The following is a 17,538-nucleotide window of genomic DNA, read 5'->3' on the forward strand; positions in this document are numbered from 1 at the left end:
TCGACCTTGGGGCAGATGTGATGGTCGCCGACGGTAGCGGCAAATTTGGGCATGGTGTCGTCTCCTTTGGATCGCTTATGGCGTGCGGTGTTCAGGGATTGACCGTGCGGAATCGAAGGGAGAAAAATTTAAGTCTGAACAAATTAGCATAAACAATATAAAATGCCAAGACTAATTATTAAAAGCTATTATTTGACTGATTAAAGGTTAGGGTATTGCAAGAAGAGCGCTATGCGGAAAAGGAATAATCGTTTTAGGCGAGGGCAGCCAAAGTCTAAATTATCCATAAAGTGATAGTATGATGAAGCGGCCACTCCAACGCCCTTGATCACTCACACACAGTATGGAGGCGTCATGAAATTCACAGGTGTGAACCATCTGGCCATGGCTACCGGCGACATGGATGCGACCATCCGCTTCTGGCGTGATCTATTGGGAATGCGCCTGGTCGCCGGCCTGGGAAAACCGGGATTCCGGCATTACTTCTTTGAAATCTCTCCCCAAGATCTGATTGCCTTTTTCGAATGGCCGGATATCGAACCGGTTTCGCCCAAGGTACACGGGGCGCCGGTGAAGGGACCGTTCGTTTTCGATCATGTGTCCTTCGGGGTGGAGAACAGCGATGACCTGTGGGCGTTGAAGGACAAACTGGAGGCGGCCGGCTTCCCCTGTACGGGAGTCAAGGATCACGGCTTCATCCATTCCATCTATGCCCACGACCCCAACGGCATCCCCATCGAGTTCAGTTGGCCGGTGAGCGGTATCGACGTGCGCAAAAAACCGAAGATGGCCGACACCGCTCCCGTCGCCCTGGCCAGGGAAGGTGCCGAACCGGTGGCGGGACACTGGCCGGCGGTGACCAATCCGACCCCGGAAAGCGAGAAGGAGATCGTCAAGGCCGCCGGCAGCGAACTGTTTCATTGTTTGAAAGAGGGAAGGGAAGGGGAACAGCATTAACCGATGGTTTGGTTATGCTGTTATAGGCGGCACGGATATGCGGAGCAAGACAATTTCCGGGTTGGTAAGCAGTGACGGGGACCGGTTCGGCAAAACAAGTCCCCCCATTCATTTTGATTGGCTATTCTACTGCCCGCAGCATTTCTTGTATTTCTTGCCGCTGCCGCAGACGCAGGGATCGTTGCGGCCGACCTTGGTCACGCTCAACGGCCTGGGCTTGACCATGATGCCCTCGGTGAACAGCCATTGCTGGTTTCGGCGCTCGAACTGACCCCGTTCGTGGTGGCTGTGGATCCCATCCCCGTCGCGAAAGCGGGCAATGAATTCGACCTCGCCCCGCTCATCATCAGGCCCGCCCGCTTTTGTGGCGACAATCTCCAGGCCTTGCCAATCGGAATTTTCGGCCCAGGTCCTGGTGCCTTTGTGATCGTAGCCCTGCCGGTGATCGGGGTGGGTGCTTTCGTAAATGAAGTCGACCTCGACCTTGACATGGGCGGTGTAACGCGCACGCATGAGTTGTTCGGCTGTTGCGGCGGGTTGTTTGCCGGTAATGATGGGTTCGCAGCAGTCAGCGTAATCGCTGCCGCTGCCACAGGGACAGGTGTTCATGGTGTATCTCCTTCAAGGGGCGGTTTTTTAAGTTTGGGAAGTCTATGCACCTGGGAGGGGCGTGTCAAGGCCATTGCTCCGCATGGTGGCAGCTGGACGGGCGTGCTGCAGGAAGGAGGAAAAAGGCGTGCATCAAGGGGCGGACACGGAATCCGGAATTGACAATCGGGCCGTCAACCGGCACATTGCGATTTTGAATGAAACACGATTTCCAATAGGACCCTGCAACGATTTTGGGAGGCGGTATGCCCGATTCAGAAAAAAATCATCTCTCCGAACAACAAAACCGTCTGGTTGCCGAAATGCGCCGGGAACAACAGGATCGTCTGGCCGGCTATCGGGAACAGGCGTTGAAACTCTTCCCCCACGTATGCGGCCGCTGCACCCGCGAATTTGAAGGCAAAAAGATGCGGGAACTGACGGTCCATCACAAGGATCACAACCATGACAACAATCCGCCTGACGGCAGCAACTGGGAACTGCTCTGCATCTATTGTCATGATCATGAGCACACCCGCGGCGTGCAGGAGGACCGCGGCCGGACAGGCGCTTCCGCTGCAGGCAGGCCTTCCCTGAGTCATTCTCCCTTTGCGGCCCTCGAGGCCAGGTTGAACCCAGCGAAAAAATCCTGACTGCGGCCCCAGTGCGTTCAGCTTTGCCGAAACCGGTTCGGGAGCCCTTCAGTCGGCCGCCTGCCAGTGGATGACCTGCTGCCGGAAATCGATGCGGTAGGGATGTTTCCTGAGAAAGTCCATGCCGAGGAGGCCGTCGAAGGGGGCATCCGAATCCTCGATGTCGATGACGTACACCGTCGGGTTCTGCCAGGCGTGGGGGCCGACCTGCAGGGACCCGAGGCGAACCTGATCGGTGGCGATCCGTTGACCGCTGGCAAGGCGCGACCAGCCTCGTCCCAGCTGCCTGGTGCTTAGGGAGGTTATGGCGTGACGATGGAAAACGGTCTGTGAGGCGCCGGTGTCGAGAAGCAACCGGACCTGAATCCGGCGGTTGCCGTCGCTGAGTTCCACGGGAACCAGCACCTGGTTGCCGAGGATTTCCACCGAGGTGGTCCTGGAACGCCGCAGGGCCTGTTCGGCGGCCTGGGTTTTCTGCCGCAGGGCCCGGCGCTCCGCCGGGGTGAGGTCCCGATCGTCGACATAGACGGGGGTGCCATGTTCATCCAGGTAGCGAATCATTTCCCCGAAACCGGCTTGCGGCAGCAGCAGGATGACGGCCAACAGCAGCATCATGCAGCAACCGCCCCTTGCCCGGCGGAGTAAGAGTTCGTGCCCTTCTAATAGATATCCTCTTTGGTGTCCCATGATTTTAGAGGGTCCTTCCGTTTCGGCAACATAGGGGGATCGATCCGATTCCGCCAGCAGCAGGTCCGTCCTCGATTAGATTCGGTGTTTTATTATAGCCGATTTTTTCTTCTGCATAGAGCTTTTGGCGCCGAGGCTCAGAGCTTCCTTTCCAGATTCGAACAGCCATCGCCACCGGACGCGCCGCCCGCGGGCCCGGGTTGGCGTCGTCAGAACCGCCGAGTAGGCAGCCTCCCTCCCTTTCCCTCTTTGCTTGCTTTCGAGACAGACTGGATTTTGGCCGACTCCGGGTCCTCAAGGTCGCCGGTACCTGAGTCGACCGGGCTGTGGTGAGGCAAACGCCTTTGCGTGATAAACACATCAAAATAGTGTGTAATAATAAAAATTATAAAGCTAAATGGTGTAAAATAAAGTTGACAAAAATGCTATAAAAAACTAGGCTTCGTTTTGAATTGTGTTTTTGGTTGTCAAACGACTGTATTCGGCAGAGGTGAAGAGCATGACTGTCAGCTTGGAAAGAACCCGGACGCTGCTTGCCCGACCGGTCCTGCCGGCCGCCGGCGATGAATTGCGTCGCCATGGCGAGGTGTTTTTCGTCGGCGCACAGTTGGCGCCCTATCAGGCGGTGGAATCCATTCTGGAAAGCGATGGCCGGTCTCCGGTGGAACTCTTTGTCTTCCGCTTTGGCGAACCGGCGGAGTTTGCCGGCGCGGAAGCTCTGATCAGGGCCATAAAGCGAAACTGCAAGGGCTTCCTGGTCGGGCAGTTCATGACCGCACCATTGCCCCAACAACTCGAGCATGCCTATGCGGCAGGAATCGACTATGTCGATATACCTCTTTTCGGGGAGCAGGAAAAAAGCCGGGCGGCGCTGCTTTGCGCCAAATCCATTTTTCCCCGTTGGTCGGTGACTTCCACCCTGTTTGCGGGGATACAGTCCTTGACCGTCGCCCGCAAGGATATGGATGCCTTGCTGGGACAGGACATCCTGCCGTTGGGTGCCATCGACCAGGCGGACGGCCGCTGCCCGGCCGGCGACATCGCGGCGTTTTTCGAACATCTTGCCGCTGGTTGGCGCCGCAAGAAAGTCCCGGTCAAGCCTCTCCATCCGCTGTTGCGTCTTACCACGCCCTTGGTCCTGCCACCGGCAAAACGGGGCATGCAGGGGCTTTTCGACAAGGTCGACGGTGCCCGGCTGCGGACCAGCTCAGACTTGCGGCGCCTGTTGCGGGTGCGGGAAGTTGAAGAGTCCTTTGCCTCGGCGGGGTTGTGATGGTGGAGAACTATTACGACAAACCCCTCCAGATCGATCGCCGGCCGCTTTGGCGGGTGCTGGCCGACCGGACCCGACGCTACCAGGTGCTGGCGGGCCTTTTTCTTCTCCTGGCTTTCCTGCTGGGTCTGGAGCCCCCCGCGGGATTGTCCATCAGCGGGTATCGCGCATTGATCCTCTTTGTCGGCTGCACCTTTTTGTGGGTTTCGGGGATTATCCCCTTGGCCGTCACCTCCCTGTTGGCCATGGCGGCCATCCCCCTCATGGGGATTCTGGAACGGCGGCAGACCTATGCCCTGTTTGCCAACGAGGCGGTTTTCTTCATTCTTGGGGCCTTTATTCTGGCTGCCGCCCTGACCCGAACCGGCCTTTCCAGCCGTATTGGAAGGAGCCTGCTGGTCCGCTTCGGCCGGACCCCCCTTCGTCTGGCACTGACGGTTTTCCTCCTGTCGGCATTGCTATCCTTCGCCATGAGCGAACATGCGGTGGCGGCCATGATGTTTTCGGTAGTGGCGACCATCGTGCGCAGCCTGGAGTTGCCCGTCGGCGGCAGTCGCTACGGCAAGCTCCTGTTCATGTCCATCGGTTGGGGCTGCGTCATCGGCGGCATTGCCACATTTCTTGGCGGCGCCCGCGCTCCGCTGGCGGTGGGCATGCTGCGGGAGGCGAGGGGACTCGATTTCTCTTTCTGGGAATGGACCGCGGCGGCGCTGCCCATTGTGCTGCCCTTGATGTTGGCAGGGTTCCTGTTTTTGTGCCGGATTTTTCCATGCGACCTGGCCTCGGTGGAGCAGGGGATCCGGGTTTTGAGCCGGCAGCGTCTTGAAACGGGCCGTATCACTTTGCCGGAAAAGATCGTTGCGGCGATCATGGTGCTGACCTTGGGCGGATGGATTTTTTACGGCAGCCGGTTCGGTTTGGCCAATATCGCCATCCTCTCTGCCGTTGCACTTTTCGTTTTCAAGGTAGTCGACTGGAAAAGCATCGAGGAATATGTCAATTGGGGAGTCATCCTGATGTACGGTGGCGCCATAACCCTGGCCAGCGCCCTGGATCAAAGCGGGGCCGCCCGCTGGGTGGCCGATCTGGGGCTCGCCCGTTTGTCCGGGTCCCCCTTGCTGGTGCTGGCGGTCATCTCCCTGCTGTCGTTGGTGTTGACCGAATGCATCAGTAATGCGGCGGTCATCGCCATATTGATGCCCATCGGCATGAGCCTGGAACAGACCATGGGCATCGATCCGCGGGTCATGACCCTGGCCATCGCCCTGCCTTCCGGGCTTGCATTTTGCCTGCCCATGGGGACCCCGGCCAATGCCATCGTCTTCTCTTCCGGGTTTCTCAGGGTTCGGGACATGATCGTGCCGGGGTTGATTATTCAAATCCTTGCCTGGCTGCTGTTTCTTGGCTCTGCCTGGCTGATCTGGCCGTTGCTGGGGCTCCGTATCCAGCCTTAGCGATTCCCGCATTCGTCCGACGGGCAGGGCCCGTACAGATTGTCCATGGATTATCCATGGAGGGCCGGCTCATACACCTGTTCGAGGAACGCCGTCGACTGTGCTATGATTTGACGGCGGAAGCAATCCGCCAGAGTACCATTGAAAGGCGGTTTTGCGTGTGGTGCTGCCATCTTGGCCGTTGACGGTTCGTGGCCAGAGGGCTTCGGTTTTTTGTTATTTGAAGATATTTCCTTGCGGGAAGGGGAGGTGACCATGCCCATGACCGAAAAGCTGGATATCGCGAGAAACTGGCTGCCGCGCTATACCGGTTTGACTCTGGATGAAATCGGGGATTACGTCCTGCTGACCAACTTTCGCCCCTATCTCAACAAATTCGCAGCCCGGTTCAACTGTGAGATTCGCGGTGTCGACCGGCCCATGCCGGCCGCGACCAATGCCCATGGCCTGACCATGATTCACTTCGGCATGGGCTCGGCCAATGCCGCCACCATCATGGACCTCCTCAGTGCCCGCACTCCCAGCGGGGTGCTGCTGCTGGGCAAGTGCGGCGGGCTCAAGCAATCGTCGGAGATCGGGCATTTCATTCTGCCCATCGGGGCCATTCGCAGGGAAGGCACCAGTGACGAATATTTTCCCCCAGAAGTTCCCGCGCTGCCTTCCTTCAAACTGCACAAATTCGTGTCGGAAAAGATCGTAGACCATGGTCACGAATACCGCACCGGCGTGGTCTATACCACCAACCGCCGGCTGTGGGAACACGATCGGGCCTTTCTGCAGCGGCTGCAGGCCATGACCTGCATCGCCATCGACATGGAGACGGCTACCCTGTTCATCGTCGGTCACTACAATTCCATTGCCCGCGGGGCCCTGTTGCTGGTTTCGGACCTGCCCCTGACTCCGGAAGGGGTCAAGACCGAAGAGATGGACCAGTTGGTTTCCCGCCAATGGACCGACATCCATTTGCAAATCGGCATCGAAGCCATGACCGAGATTGAGGAAAAAGGCGAGCGGATCAAGCATTTCCGCTATTGAAAGCCGTTTTTTGCCGGTGCACCGGCAAGAATTTGGCCCCCTTCTTCCAAAACAATCCCAAATAGCCACGCGAAATTTTTGCGGGTGATTTTGACATTTGGTGACTTTTTGTTTGGAAATCATTGGCATTAGTGGCAAATTGAAAAACACTGATGATCTGGCTCATGTATCATTTGGTTCTTCAGAAGGCCGCCTCTCATGGATCCGACCTCTGCCTTGAACGCCTCTTCCTTAAGTACCATCGAGTCTTCTGTCGGCCGGCGCCCCATGCTGGTTCTGCTTGTCCTGCTGGTCGCCGGCATCGCCCTGTATTTCCTGAGTCGCGCCAATTATCTGTTTTTTCACGGTCTGGTGGAAATGTCCAGTGTGGCCGTCGCCATCACGACCTTCAGCATTGGCTGGCATTCCCGCCATATCAGCCGCAACGATTCCTTTGCACTGCTGGCAGTGGCTTATCTCTCCGTCGGCAGCCTCGATCTGTTGCATACCTTAACCTATAAAGGCATGGGTGTTTTTCCGAATGTCGGGGTGGACATGCCCACCCAATTCTGGATTGCCGCGCGCAGTCTGCAGGCTTGTGCCTATGTGGCATCAGGCCTGGTATTGGGCGGTCGGCACCAGGTCGAGATTCTGAAGTGGACGATCGGTTTTCTGGTCGCCGCAGGACTCCTGGGGCTCGCCATCTGGCCCCTTGAAATTTTTCCCAGCTGCCTTACCGAATCGGGGTTGACCCCCTTCAAGATCGGGGCCGAGTACCTGATCAGCGCCCTGCTGGCAGTCAGTGGCTGGCTTTACTGGCGCCGGCGTTTCTTGCTGGATCGGTCGCTCCTGCACCTGCTGCTGACCTCCATCGGCCTGGCCATACTTTCGGAACTGGCTTTTACCATCTACCAGGATGTCTATGGCCTGGCCAATTGCGTCGGCCATCTGCTCAAGGTGGGCTCTGTGGTTTTTGTCTATCGTGCCCTGGTACTGGGTACGCTCCGGGCACCCTATCAGAGCCTGTTTCGTGATCTCAGCCTCTCCCATCAGGCCCTCGACCAGGAATTGGCTCAACGCCGGCGGACGGAAGAGCAGTTGCGGGCCGCCAATCTTGAATTGGACATTTTCGTGCGTACCGTGGCCCACGATCTGCGTTCACCCCTGACCGTGTTTATCTCCGGTGCGGAACTGGTCCGCCGCCAAATCCCCGGCCAGGGCTTCGAGGCGGTGATGCAGGTCCTCCATGGCATGGAGGAAAAGGGCTGGCAGATGGCACGCATGCTGGAAGACCTGCTGCAACTGGCGCGCATCGGTCGTCTGAAGCAACCGGCGGAAATGGTGGATTCGGCTGAGGTTGCGAACCGGGCCGTTCATGATCTGCAGACACAGATTACGGCCAGCGGCAGCCAGGTGCGGGTCGAATCCCTCCCCGAAGTGCACGCCCATCCCACCCTCATCTATCAGATATGGGCCAACCTCATCGGTAATGCCGTGCGCTATGCGGGGGGACCGGAACGTCCCATCATTGTCGGCGGCTGGCGTAATTCCCATCGAGTGCGCTTTTTTGTTCGTGATCACGGCCCTGGCATCCCGGCTGAAGAGCGGGAAAGGCTGAGCGAAGTGTTCTTTCGTGGTGTCAATGCCCAAGGCCATGCCGGAACCGGCATCGGATTGGCCATCGTTCAAAAAATCACTCTCCTGTATGAAGGTCGCTACTGGGTTGAAGAGACGTCCGGCGGCGGCGCGACCTTCTGGGTGGAGTTGCAGGACGCACCCGCCTGATACGTCTTTTTCCTGGCTGTTCCGCCTGACTCTTATCTCTCTCCCTTTCGGTCCGCTTCCCAATGGCTGAACTTGGGGATAACTTTCCTTTACGTGTCGAAAAGTTGCATTAAACTGAATGGTATCCTCAACAACGGAGGCAGCCATGAAAAAAACCACCGTCATTGTCTGGACGCTGACCATTATGTTCTGCTTTCTGGTGCCCGAAGCGGGCGCCGTGAACGGCCCGTCGGAAAAGCTCGGAGAAGTCAATTTCCCTGTCTCCTGTAATGCCGCTGCACAGCAGGAGTTCAATCGAGCCATGGCCCTGTTTCATTCCTTCTGGTTTGAACCCGCCAAGGCTTCCTTCGCCCGGGTGTTGGAGCATGACGCCGATTGCGGCATGGCGTATTGGGGCATCTCCTTCATGTCCATGGGCAATCCCCTCGCCTGGCCGCCCAATCCTCAGGCGCTGCAGGCCGGCGCCGCTGCCATGGACGAAGCCCGGAGGGTGGGGGCCAGGAGCGCGCGCGAGACGGACTACATCGCATCCCTGGCCGAGTTTTTCAAGGATTGGCAAACTGTCGAGCATCGATCGCGGGCTCTGGCCCTGGAAAAGGCCATGGAAGCGCTGGCGGCAAAGTATCCCGAAGACGACGAAGCACAGATTCTTTATGCTCTGGTGCTGAACGTCACCGCTCAACCCACGGACAAAACCTTTGCCAACCAGCTCAAGGCGGCGGCCATTCTGGAGCCCCTGTTCAAGAAATATCCCAATCATCCTGGCGTGGCCCATTACCTGATCCATACCTATGACTACGCTGAATTGGCCGAGAAGGGCCTCCCGGCGGCACGGGTCTACAGCGGCATCGCACCCTCGGTGCCCCATGCCCTGCACATGCCTTCGCATATCTTCAGCCGGCTCGGCCTGTGGTCGGAGATGGTGGCCAGCGACCGAGCCTCCTACCAGGCCGCCAAGGATGAATTGAAGGAAACCACCCTTGGCATCGGCACCTACGATGCGCTGCACGCCATGGACTATCTGGTGTTCGGTTACCTGCAGCAGGCCCAGGACCGGGCGGCCAGGGAATTGGTGGATGAGGTGCTGGCGATTCGCCAGGTCAACGTGGAAAATTTTGTTGCCGCCTACGCCTTTGCCGCGATTCCGGCCCGTTATGCCTTGGAGCGGGGCGACTGGGTGCAGGCCGCCAAACTGGAACTTTCACCCAAGGACCTGGCCTGGGATAAGTTCCCGCAAGCGGAGGCCATTCTCGTCTTTGCCCGCGGCTTGGGGGCCGCGCGCAGCGGGGATGTCCCTGCAGCGACCCGGGATCGGGAACGCCTGCGGGCACTGAAGGAGGCGATGGCTGCGGCGAAGAACATGTACTGGGCAGGTCAGACGGATTTCCAGATAAAGGCCGTCGATGCCTGGATCGCCTTCGCCGAACAACATCATGATGAAGCCCTTAAACGGATGCGCCAGGCTGTCGCCCTGGAAGTGGCCAGCGACAAGCATCCGGTTACCCCCGGGAATGTCGTGCCGAGTCGGGAACTGCTGGGCGACATGCTTATGGCCATGAACCGACCACGCGAAGCCTTTGCGGAATTCGAACAGTCCCTGCAGCGGGATCCCAACCGCTTGCGCGGTCTTTACGGGGCCGCCCGTGCGGCGCAGGTGGCCGGCAACCGGCAGGCTGCGCGGGAATACTACACGAAGTTGGTCACTTTGACGGCCGAGGCCGATACCCATCGCGCGGAAATCGAACAAGCCAAAAGGTACCTGAAAATGCGTTGATGGCGGTCAGCGGGTTTCCCCTCGGCCAATTGTTGCTTGCTGCCCGGGGCCGGCATGGCGACCGGGCGCCGGAAGGTCATCTGGTGATTCGTCCTGCGGAAGTGGAGCGGTGACCTGCGTCTGAAGGGGAGGAGGGCCATGGCCGGCACGTATCCGGAGCGCCTCGAAACAACCGCCGCCTTGCTGCGGCAGGCCCGGACGGTAGTGGCTTTCACCGGAGCCGGCATCTCCACCGAGTCGGGCCTGATCGATTTTCGCAGCCCGGGCGGGTTGTGGGAGCGTTATCGTATCGTTACCTTCCAGGAGTTCCTGGACAGCGAGGCGGCGCGTGCCGAATACTGGCGCATGCGCCGCGAGCTGATTCCCGCCCTGCTTGCCGCGCGACCCAATGCGGCACATGGGGCGTTGGCGGAATTGCAGCGCCTGGGCAAGCTGCAAGCGGTGATTACCCAGAATATCGACGGTCTGCACCAGGCCGCCGGCAGCACGGAGGTCATCGAACTGCACGGTACCAACCTGCGGGCCAGCTGCCTTACCTGCGGGCGGAGTTGGCCCATCGCCGCGGTGCAGGCCCGTCTCGAGGCGGGCGAGGCGGTGCCGCGTTGCTCCGGTTGCGGCGGGCTGATCAAGCCGGATACCGTTTCTTTCGGTCAGAGCATGCCGGAGCAGGCCCTGACGGAGGCTTTCGACTGGGCCCGGTGTTGTGACCTGATGCTCATGATTGGCTCGTCCCTCGAGGTGCAACCCGCCGCCCGGGTCCCCTTGGTCGCGGCGGAGGCCGGAAGCAACCTGGTGTTCATCAACCGTACGGTAACCGCCTATGATCATTTGGCCGAGGTATGTTTTTCCGAAGCGGCCGGAAGGGTGTTGCCGGACCTGGTACGCACCACGGAGATTGCGGGCCCCAACGAGTAACGATGAACCGGCGGCAAGCCCGGCATCTACCTGCCGATGGGATGCCGACTCAAAAGCCCCCGCAATTGCGAGGGCTTTTGAGTGATTGTCCTAATAGATCCTATTTTTTCATGGTCGACATTATGAATCCGGTCGGCATATAAACTCTTCGCGGGTTGCTCGTGTTGCTTTCAATATTGTGGTAAATCTGCTGGGTAATGGTTTTTACCAGGCCTGATTGATCCCATAAGGACATTGTGGCGAAGGGTGAAATACCATAAATGCTGATGCTTGAAGATCCAGACCCGTCGATTTTGTCAGCAAGGGCCGATGGAGCTTTTTTCAGCACAAAAGCGGAGACGGTATTTGCAACCTTTTCCATAAACCCCGGTTCGGCATAGACGCTAAAACCTTCAAAATGCAGATCGGCCATTGCTTGAATGGTATACCTTGCGTAGTTCACCGGTTGCGGTCCGTGCGATTTTCCACCAAAATGAGGCATGCCATGGTCCCATATTGCTGCCTGTCCGAGCGATGAATTGACTGTTTTAACGCCGTTTTTTATGACCTGGGCCATTTTTGCCGCTTCATCATGATAGCCTTTTTCTCCCGTCAACTTATACATGTAGTAATGATAGCGGTTCCATTGCGCATAGGCATGAGTCAATTTTTTTTCCAGGAAAGGAAATCCACTCGACTTTCTTTTCCGTGCGCGCCACTTGGCTTCAAAGTGGTTCTTTAAATAATTGGTCCAAAATTTAGAGCGTTCTTCATATTTCTTGTTTATGTCTCTGTTTACATAAAAGGCATAAGCTGCGGCAGAAATCATGGAATGAGTGAGTATTTCGTCCATTTCATGAAGATCTGTCTCGTGCCAATCTGAATGTTTTTCCCTCAAGTAAAGCCAATTCAAATATCCATCAGATTGGTACTTTGTGCCACCTTTTGTCAGTATTGAGCTATCTTTCAACTTTGACCGCATAATTTCGGTTAGTCGATCTACTTCGTCAAGCAGTCGAAGATCGCCTGTTGCCCTGAAGCCATGAAGCAATGTCGTAATATAGGTATTCAGACCTCTTCCATAATCATAAACGTTGTTTGAAGCCGCCAAATCGGAGGCATTAGGTGTTTGGCGGGAATTGTTGATCGCTGACCAGAGTCGATCATGCCAGAGCCTGGTTTCACTGGAAAGTTTGCTTGAAGAGAAGTTGGGATCTCCTCTTAAGGAAAACTGGGTTCGTGCGAGGGATGGGCTGGACGTCGAACTTCCAGAAGTGGTGCTGGAAGTTGATTCATTGCCGGTTGTGGTGGAGGAGGAGGGTTTATCATCATCGACGATGGTCACCGTGGCGCTGGTGACGCTGCCCAGGGTGGCGCCGCTCGTCGGATTGCCGATCAGGACCCGGAAGGTTTTGTCGCCGTCCACCACCTTGTTGTCCACAATGGTGATGCTTTGGGTCTTCTGGGTTTCGCCGTTGGCGAAGCGCAAGGTGGTCCAGCTCATTCCGACATAATCCGTCGGAGTTTTAGCCGTTTCGGCAAGGGTGCGGATGTCGACGGTGGCCGTACCCGAAGAGCCTCCCACCCGCTTGACAACGATGTTGACTCTGCCCGCATCCTCGCGGACCGAGTACCTGTTGGCGGACAACTCAAAGCTGCCATGGTTGACGGTTGGGGACGAATCGGTTTTTTTCCACTGGCCCCAGCGCGAGGCTTCCGCATCCTGGAAACCTGCCATCTGGAAAGCCACCAGAAAACCAAATGCGATCTTTAAAAAGGACCACCTGTTTTGTCTAAAATTGGATAATTTCATCATTTCTTCTCACTGATTACTTGTTGCTTCATTAATTGTTACGGCAACCCGGCCATCCCTGTGATTGGACCCTGGGCTTTGCGTCATCAGATTGCTCTGATTTTGCCTTTGTCGAAATAGTTATTCAAAATTATTATTGTTGCTTACCTCCTTTCTTGGGATGATTGGATTTATTCTTTGTGTCAGATTGATTGTTGCATTGCACAGGAAAATCAGGAAAAAATCAGGAAGGATTCTGACTGATACTTGAATTAGCAATGCTTGTGCCAATAAGGTTCCATTTTTCTCTTATGGCTCTCTGAGGTTTGGTTAAAGTGCTATGAATTCAATTTGTTATGGACTCAGCGAGATGGTATGTAAAAATTACGTTATATTTTTACAATAAGCATATAGACACGCAATCCACATATTATTGGTTTTTTTATTTAATCTTTGCTTAATTTATTAAGACTTTTTTGTCTTAAAAGATGAAAAAGGGTAGTCATGGTGTTGGAAGATGAAGCGAACGGGAAATGCGAGTTTCTGATGTCGGGCAATAGAGACAATTCAATGCCGGGATTCCCGGCGTTCTCTCAAAGTCATGACCATTCATTCCGACATGTTAGGACAATGTCAAAGGGCTGGAAGCATAATTGAGTCCTTTGGGGAGGCCTGGGGACGCAAATTGTCGGCAAGGGGCGACAAGGTCCGGTTCGGGGATGGATTGAGGATTCCTTATGGGAATGGTGCTGCCAATCCTATCCCTCACAGCCCTGGTGGAAAATGCGGTCCGAGAATGTCTGCCAAGGTGCAGACATGGCGGACGAATGGCGCTTGTCCAAGTTTGGAAAGGCTTTGCCTGAGGGGTCTGGCTGGGCTATGATAACCGCTCGAAATCAGCAACTCCGATCCATGACTTTTCCCGAAACCGAGGAGTCGATATCATCATGATCGAAACCCATCTGCCCCGTTTCAGCGGCGCCAGCCATTATGTTCTCGACGATGAACTCGCCAAGATCGTCAATGTTTCCATGGCCCTGGAAATGCCGCTGCTGCTCAAGGGCGAGCCGGGTACCGGCAAGACCATGCTGGCCCATTCCATTGCCGAGAGTCTCGACATGCCGTTACTGGTGCTCAACGTCAAATCGAGCATGAAGCTGGTCGAGGCTCTCTACCAGTACGATACCCTGACCCGCCTCAACGACAGCCGCTTCGGCGATTCGAGCCGGGATGTCAGCAACATCGCCGAATACATCCGCATGGGCAAGATCGGCCAGGCCTTTGTCGCCGATGAGCGGGTGGTGCTGCTCATCGACGAGATCGACAAGGCCGATACCGACTTCCAGGACGACATGCTCGATGTCCTCGACCAAATGGAATTCGATATCTTGGAGATCGACAGCACCGTCAAGGCGCGGCACCGGCCGGTGGTCATCATCACCTCCAATGCCAAGAAGGATCTCTCCGATCCCTTCCTGGGGAGATGCAATTTCCACCATATCGCCTTTCCCGAACCGGAGATGATGCGCCGCATCATTGCGGTTCACTTTCCGGATCTCAGCGACGATCTGGCCCACGCCGCCATCAACGCTTTCTATCGCCTGCGCAACATCGAAGGAACCGAAAAGAAACCGGCGACCCGGGAACTGCTCAACTGGATCCGGGCTCTCAAGGCGGACTCCGATTTTCGCGCCGAGGCACTGTCCGGAGGGCCGCTGCCCTACTTGGGTATCCTCTTTAAAAAGAGTTCCGATCTGGAACGAGCCGCGACTCAGGACAAAATCTGAGACGAGGGGGAGAACATGTTCCTGCCGTTTTTCTACGAACTGCGCGAACGCGGGGTGCCGGTGACGCCGACCGCCTTTCTGCGGCTGCAGAAGACCCTGGGCCTCGGCCTGATCCTGTCCCTGGATGATTTCTACACCGTGGCCCGGGCGGTTCTGGTGAAAAGCGAGCGGGATTTCGATACTTACGACCGGGTCTTCGCCGAGCTTTTCACCGGTGCCGAAGGGGAAGATTTCGCCGGTATCACCGTTGACGATACGGTGCGCTCCCTGCTGGAAGAGTGGCTCAAAGAGCCACAGGAGCTGGCCAAGGCCTTGGGGCTGTCCGAAGAACAGTTGCGGCGTTTGAGCGGCGAGGAGCTGATCGCCTATTTCCTGGAGCGCCTCAAGGATCAGAAGGGACAGCACCATGGCGGCCGGAAGTGGATCGGCACCGGCGGCGTGTCGCCCGTGGGGCATTCGGGAAAACGGCCCGGCGGCATGCGCCTCGGAGGGGAGTCGCGCCATCGCTCCGCCGCCAAGGTGGCCCTGGAGCGGCGTTACAAGGATTATGCGGCTACGGCGCCCCTGACCCGGTCCGGGGTCGGCGAAGCTCTGAAAAGGCTGCGCCGCCTGGTGCCGGAAGGCCCGCGCGACCAATTGAGCATCGACAAAACCATCTACCAGACCATGCGCAACGCCGGTGAAATCGAGTTGGTATTCGACCGGCGCCTGGCCGATCGGCTCAAGGTTCTGCTGCTTATCGACAACGGTGGCTGGTCCATGAATCCCTACGTGGAAACGGTCCAGGCCCTGTTCCACTATGCCCGGGCCCAGTTCAAGGAGCTCTCCATCCGCTACTTCCACAACACGGTGACGGATCGGGTCTGGCAGGACGCCGAACGTTACCGGCGTCCCGAGCCCGTCGAGGACCTGCTGAAACGCGACCCCGAAACCCGCCTCATCGTGGTCGGCGACGCCAGCATGGCCCCCGAGGAATTGCTGGAGATCAATGGCGGCATCGCCATCGAGTATCGGCAGAAGCTGCCGAGCATCGAACGGCTCCACCAACTGTCGCGCGCCTTCCCCCACGCCGCCTGGCTCAACCCGATTTCCGAATCCCTCTGGGATTACGGCCAGACCATCTCCCGGATCCGCCACATCATCCCCATGTTTCCCCTCACCCTCAACGGCTTGGAGCAGGCGGTGCGGCATCTGGTGGCCCGCTGACAGTGGCCGTCTCCTCGCAGAACCCCGGTCAGGTGGCGGCTCTGCTGGGTTCGCCAGGCGGTACCCTGCGAAGCTCTGGTTCATCCCCCGCTTCAATCGCTTCTTCCAACCGACGGGATTCGGTTGCCATCCGGAGAATAATTTCGTCGACCGCATGGAATGGGGTTGAGGATGTCATCCGAGCGGCTATGCTGAAACAGTATCCTTTTAGGGTGGCAAGGCCGTCTGTCTGCATCATTCACATACGTCGCCGGCCATAGCTTCGGCGCCGTGCGAGGACCAAATCCCTTGAAGACGAAAGGAGCAGGGCATGAAGAACATGGCGACTCCTCCAGGCTTTCAGGATCTGTTGACATTTCCCCTTATTGAGGCGTTGCTGGGGCGCCGTTCCCGGCGATTCTTCATGGGGGCGGAAATCCCCGATGGCGTATTGGCCTTCAAATCCCGAAAAAATCCGATGCCGTTGGATGAACTTGAAAAAATGCTGGTGGTATCGGCCTGTGGAGGCAACACCTCCTGGCACCACATGATTTACCGGGCCGCCCGTTATGCGCCACACCTGTCCAATTACGCCGGCGCTGCCGGCGGGCGTGTGTTTCCTTCCGCTGCGGGTTTTCATACCAGCCAGACCTTCTTCACGGATGACGAAGGGGTTTACCTGCTGCCCATGCGCGATGCCCCGGCCTTTGCCGACCGTGCCGCGGATGGCGACCTGGATCTGGGTGCATTTATCGACAATGTCCGAAAATCCGTGCGAAAAATCCAGGATGGGCGCCTCCGCTTTCCGGCCGAGGTGCCCTATACGGAACCGCATAACACTTGGGTCTTCAACCAACCCTCCACCCTGGTGGTGATTCCGGTCGGTGATCTGTCCCAGCATGTTCTGCTCAATCTGTGTTACATGCTGCAGAACGGTCTGGTTCTGTATGACGACATTCACAACTGTTCGATTCCCGGAATCGAACAGTTTGGCGGGATGGTGGATACGGCCAATGTCTGGCCCGTCACTTTTGTGGAGCAGTTGTCCCTGGCGGAACTGACAGTGGAGCTGGCAACCAGCTGCTATGCGGGAACCTTGATGCTTCAGGCCATGGGCCTTGGCGGCTGGATGTTCAACGGCGCCGATCCCTTTGCCATGCTGGGGACCAGCGGCAACCCGGAGGTGCCGGGTCTCGGTTTTCGTTATGATCTGGACGAGCGTTGGCCCTATCCGAATCCCACCGGTTTGCCGGGGGTCATGGAGGGCTTCTGCCCACCGCATTACCCGGATCTGCGGGCTGCCGTCGAAGCCTTGTGCGAACGCAAGTTCGGCTCCGGCGGCCCCTTCCATCCCGACACCCCCGGTGTCTGGAAGGACAGCCGCAAGGTCCGTTCTGCCGCAACCATGCATGATGAGGGCTTTCGGGACTGCGTGGCGCATCAGGCGCAATACCTGTTCGACACCTTCGGCAAGTTTCCCGCCACCGTGCCTTCCATGTTCGTCCTGATGTATCTTCAGGCCCAGCATCTCGACCTGGAGTTTTACGATGAGTATTATCAGCCCGGTGCCTATCTGAAGACCCATGCCGAACATCTGGCGCGCTGGCACGCCGGCCAGGGAACGGGACCGAACGGGTCGTCCTGATGGATTGGCTGGACTGACGGTTTTCGTCCGCGGCTAAAGGTTTTCGGCAG

General features: G+C 57.3%; 15 protein-coding genes and 1 riboswitch. Of the genes, 11 read left to right on the forward strand and 4 right to left on the reverse strand.

Going from position 1 to position 17,538, the window contains the following annotated elements:
• The first annotated feature begins 354 nt into the window (after positions 1 to 354).
• Complete coding sequence (locus JQN68_RS11035; RefSeq protein WP_225073754.1) at positions 355 to 957, forward strand: VOC family protein; 603 nt, start codon at positions 355 to 357, stop codon at positions 955 to 957.
• Positions 958 to 1,083: 126 nt separating this feature from the next.
• Here the strand turns inward: JQN68_RS11035 and JQN68_RS11040 are convergent, their stop codons facing one another.
• Positions 1,084 to 1,566 carry a YchJ family protein gene (locus JQN68_RS11040; RefSeq protein ID WP_225073755.1) on the reverse strand — a complete coding sequence of 161 codons (483 nt, stop codon included), beginning with the start codon at positions 1,564 to 1,566 and terminating at the stop codon, positions 1,084 to 1,086.
• Positions 1,567 to 1,811: 245 nt separating this feature from the next.
• Here JQN68_RS11040 and JQN68_RS11045 point away from each other — a divergent pair, with 245 nt between their 5' ends.
• Positions 1,812 to 2,198 carry a YajD family HNH nuclease gene (locus JQN68_RS11045; RefSeq protein WP_349632316.1) on the forward strand — a complete coding sequence of 129 codons (387 nt, stop codon included), beginning with the start codon at positions 1,812 to 1,814 and terminating at the stop codon, positions 2,196 to 2,198.
• A gap of 48 nt (positions 2,199 to 2,246) precedes the next feature.
• On the opposite strand, the gene JQN68_RS11050 is transcribed toward JQN68_RS11045, so the two are convergent.
• Positions 2,247 to 2,813: a retropepsin-like aspartic protease gene (locus JQN68_RS11050; RefSeq protein WP_225073756.1), complete on the reverse strand. Its 567-nt coding sequence runs from the start codon at positions 2,811 to 2,813 to the stop codon at positions 2,247 to 2,249.
• Positions 2,814 to 3,384: 571 nt separating this feature from the next.
• Here JQN68_RS11050 and JQN68_RS11055 point away from each other — a divergent pair.
• From JQN68_RS11055 to JQN68_RS11065, 3 genes are all read left to right on the forward strand, one after another.
• Positions 3,385 to 4,158 carry a hypothetical protein gene (locus tag JQN68_RS11055; RefSeq protein WP_225073757.1) on the forward strand — a complete coding sequence of 258 codons (774 nt, stop codon included), beginning with the start codon at positions 3,385 to 3,387 and terminating at the stop codon, positions 4,156 to 4,158.
• The gene (locus tag JQN68_RS11060) at positions 4,158 to 5,612 is read left to right on the forward strand and encodes an SLC13 family permease (protein WP_225073758.1); all 1,455 of its coding nucleotides are present in this window, start codon (positions 4,158 to 4,160) and stop codon (positions 5,610 to 5,612) included. Before JQN68_RS11055 ends, JQN68_RS11060 begins: the two co-directional genes overlap by 1 nt.
• A gap of 261 nt (positions 5,613 to 5,873) precedes the next feature.
• The gene (locus JQN68_RS11065; protein ID WP_349632318.1) at positions 5,874 to 6,647 is read left to right on the forward strand and encodes an AMP nucleosidase; all 774 of its coding nucleotides are present in this window, start codon (positions 5,874 to 5,876) and stop codon (positions 6,645 to 6,647) included.
• On the opposite strand, the gene JQN68_RS11070 is transcribed toward JQN68_RS11065, so the two are convergent.
• Positions 6,628 to 6,813, reverse strand: coding sequence for a hypothetical protein (locus JQN68_RS11070; RefSeq protein WP_249621190.1), 186 nt, complete (start codon positions 6,811 to 6,813; stop codon positions 6,628 to 6,630). The two genes, JQN68_RS11065 and JQN68_RS11070, sit on opposite strands and share 20 nt — an antisense overlap.
• Positions 6,814 to 6,845: 32 nt before the next feature.
• On the opposite strand from JQN68_RS11070, the gene JQN68_RS11075 reads away from it, so the two are divergent.
• From JQN68_RS11075 to JQN68_RS11085, 3 genes are all read left to right on the forward strand, one after another.
• The gene (locus tag JQN68_RS11075) at positions 6,846 to 8,411 is read left to right on the forward strand and encodes an MASE3 domain-containing protein (RefSeq protein ID WP_249621191.1); all 1,566 of its coding nucleotides are present in this window, start codon (positions 6,846 to 6,848) and stop codon (positions 8,409 to 8,411) included.
• A 145-nt stretch (positions 8,412 to 8,556) separates the two neighbouring features.
• Positions 8,557 to 10,185 carry a tetratricopeptide repeat protein gene (locus tag JQN68_RS11080; RefSeq protein WP_225072937.1) on the forward strand — a complete coding sequence of 543 codons (1,629 nt, stop codon included), beginning with the start codon at positions 8,557 to 8,559 and terminating at the stop codon, positions 10,183 to 10,185.
• A gap of 138 nt (positions 10,186 to 10,323) precedes the next feature.
• Entirely contained in the window at positions 10,324 to 11,100 is a 777-nt protein-coding gene (locus tag JQN68_RS11085) for an SIR2 family NAD-dependent protein deacylase (protein WP_225072936.1), read from the forward strand.
• A 100-nt stretch (positions 11,101 to 11,200) separates the two neighbouring features.
• Here JQN68_RS11085 and JQN68_RS11090 read toward each other — a convergent pair whose 3' ends face one another.
• Positions 11,201 to 12,895 (reverse strand): Calx-beta domain-containing protein, encoded by a 1,695-nt coding sequence (locus JQN68_RS11090; RefSeq protein WP_225072935.1) that lies wholly within the window; start codon positions 12,893 to 12,895, stop codon positions 11,201 to 11,203.
• A gap of 36 nt (positions 12,896 to 12,931) precedes the next feature.
• Positions 12,932 to 13,009: riboswitch (cyclic di-GMP riboswitch) on the reverse strand.
• Between the two features lie 809 nt (positions 13,010 to 13,818).
• Between JQN68_RS11090 and JQN68_RS11095 the strand changes: the two genes are divergently transcribed.
• The 3 genes from JQN68_RS11095 (at position 13,819) to JQN68_RS11105 (ending at position 17,488) form a co-directional block, all read left to right on the forward strand.
• Positions 13,819 to 14,658: an AAA family ATPase gene (locus tag JQN68_RS11095; RefSeq protein ID WP_225072934.1), complete on the forward strand. Its 840-nt coding sequence runs from the start codon at positions 13,819 to 13,821 to the stop codon at positions 14,656 to 14,658.
• 15 nt (positions 14,659 to 14,673) lie between these two features.
• Positions 14,674 to 15,864: a vWA domain-containing protein gene (locus JQN68_RS11100; RefSeq protein ID WP_225072933.1), complete on the forward strand. Its 1,191-nt coding sequence runs from the start codon at positions 14,674 to 14,676 to the stop codon at positions 15,862 to 15,864.
• Between the two features lie 310 nt (positions 15,865 to 16,174).
• Complete coding sequence (locus JQN68_RS11105) at positions 16,175 to 17,488, forward strand: hypothetical protein (RefSeq protein ID WP_225072932.1); 1,314 nt, start codon at positions 16,175 to 16,177, stop codon at positions 17,486 to 17,488.
• Positions 17,489 to 17,538: the final 50 nt, after the last annotated feature.

Source organism: Desulfuromonas sp. CSMB_57, assembly GCF_020194955.2.
In the GTDB taxonomy this organism is placed as follows: domain Bacteria; phylum Desulfobacterota; class Desulfuromonadia; order Desulfuromonadales; family Syntrophotaleaceae; genus JAFCIY02.

What these genes read in the sequence shown, in the direction of transcription:
- JQN68_RS11035 (WP_225073754.1), top strand. Translation starts at nt 355, where the DNA reads ATGAAATTCACAGGTGTGAACCATCTGGCCATGGCTACCGGCGACATG.
- JQN68_RS11040 (WP_225073755.1), bottom strand. Translation starts at nt 1,566, where the DNA reads ATGAACACCTGTCCCTGTGGCAGCGGCAGCGATTACGCTGACTGCTGC.
- JQN68_RS11045 (WP_349632316.1), top strand. Translation starts at nt 1,812, where the DNA reads ATGCCCGATTCAGAAAAAAATCATCTCTCCGAACAACAAAACCGTCTG.
- JQN68_RS11050 (WP_225073756.1), bottom strand. Translation starts at nt 2,813, where the DNA reads ATGATGCTGCTGTTGGCCGTCATCCTGCTGCTGCCGCAAGCCGGTTTC.
- JQN68_RS11055 (WP_225073757.1), top strand. Translation starts at nt 3,385, where the DNA reads ATGACTGTCAGCTTGGAAAGAACCCGGACGCTGCTTGCCCGACCGGTC.
- JQN68_RS11060 (WP_225073758.1), top strand. Translation starts at nt 4,158, where the DNA reads ATGGTGGAGAACTATTACGACAAACCCCTCCAGATCGATCGCCGGCCG.
- JQN68_RS11065 (WP_349632318.1), top strand. Translation starts at nt 5,874, where the DNA reads ATGACCGAAAAGCTGGATATCGCGAGAAACTGGCTGCCGCGCTATACC.
- JQN68_RS11070 (WP_249621190.1), bottom strand. Translation starts at nt 6,813, where the DNA reads ATGAGCCAGATCATCAGTGTTTTTCAATTTGCCACTAATGCCAATGAT.
- JQN68_RS11075 (WP_249621191.1), top strand. Translation starts at nt 6,846, where the DNA reads ATGGATCCGACCTCTGCCTTGAACGCCTCTTCCTTAAGTACCATCGAG.
- JQN68_RS11080 (WP_225072937.1), top strand. Translation starts at nt 8,557, where the DNA reads ATGAAAAAAACCACCGTCATTGTCTGGACGCTGACCATTATGTTCTGC.
- JQN68_RS11085 (WP_225072936.1), top strand. Translation starts at nt 10,324, where the DNA reads ATGGCCGGCACGTATCCGGAGCGCCTCGAAACAACCGCCGCCTTGCTG.
- JQN68_RS11090 (WP_225072935.1), bottom strand. Translation starts at nt 12,895, where the DNA reads ATGATGAAATTATCCAATTTTAGACAAAACAGGTGGTCCTTTTTAAAG.
- JQN68_RS11095 (WP_225072934.1), top strand. Translation starts at nt 13,819, where the DNA reads ATGATCGAAACCCATCTGCCCCGTTTCAGCGGCGCCAGCCATTATGTT.
- JQN68_RS11100 (WP_225072933.1), top strand. Translation starts at nt 14,674, where the DNA reads ATGTTCCTGCCGTTTTTCTACGAACTGCGCGAACGCGGGGTGCCGGTG.
- JQN68_RS11105 (WP_225072932.1), top strand. Translation starts at nt 16,175, where the DNA reads ATGAAGAACATGGCGACTCCTCCAGGCTTTCAGGATCTGTTGACATTT.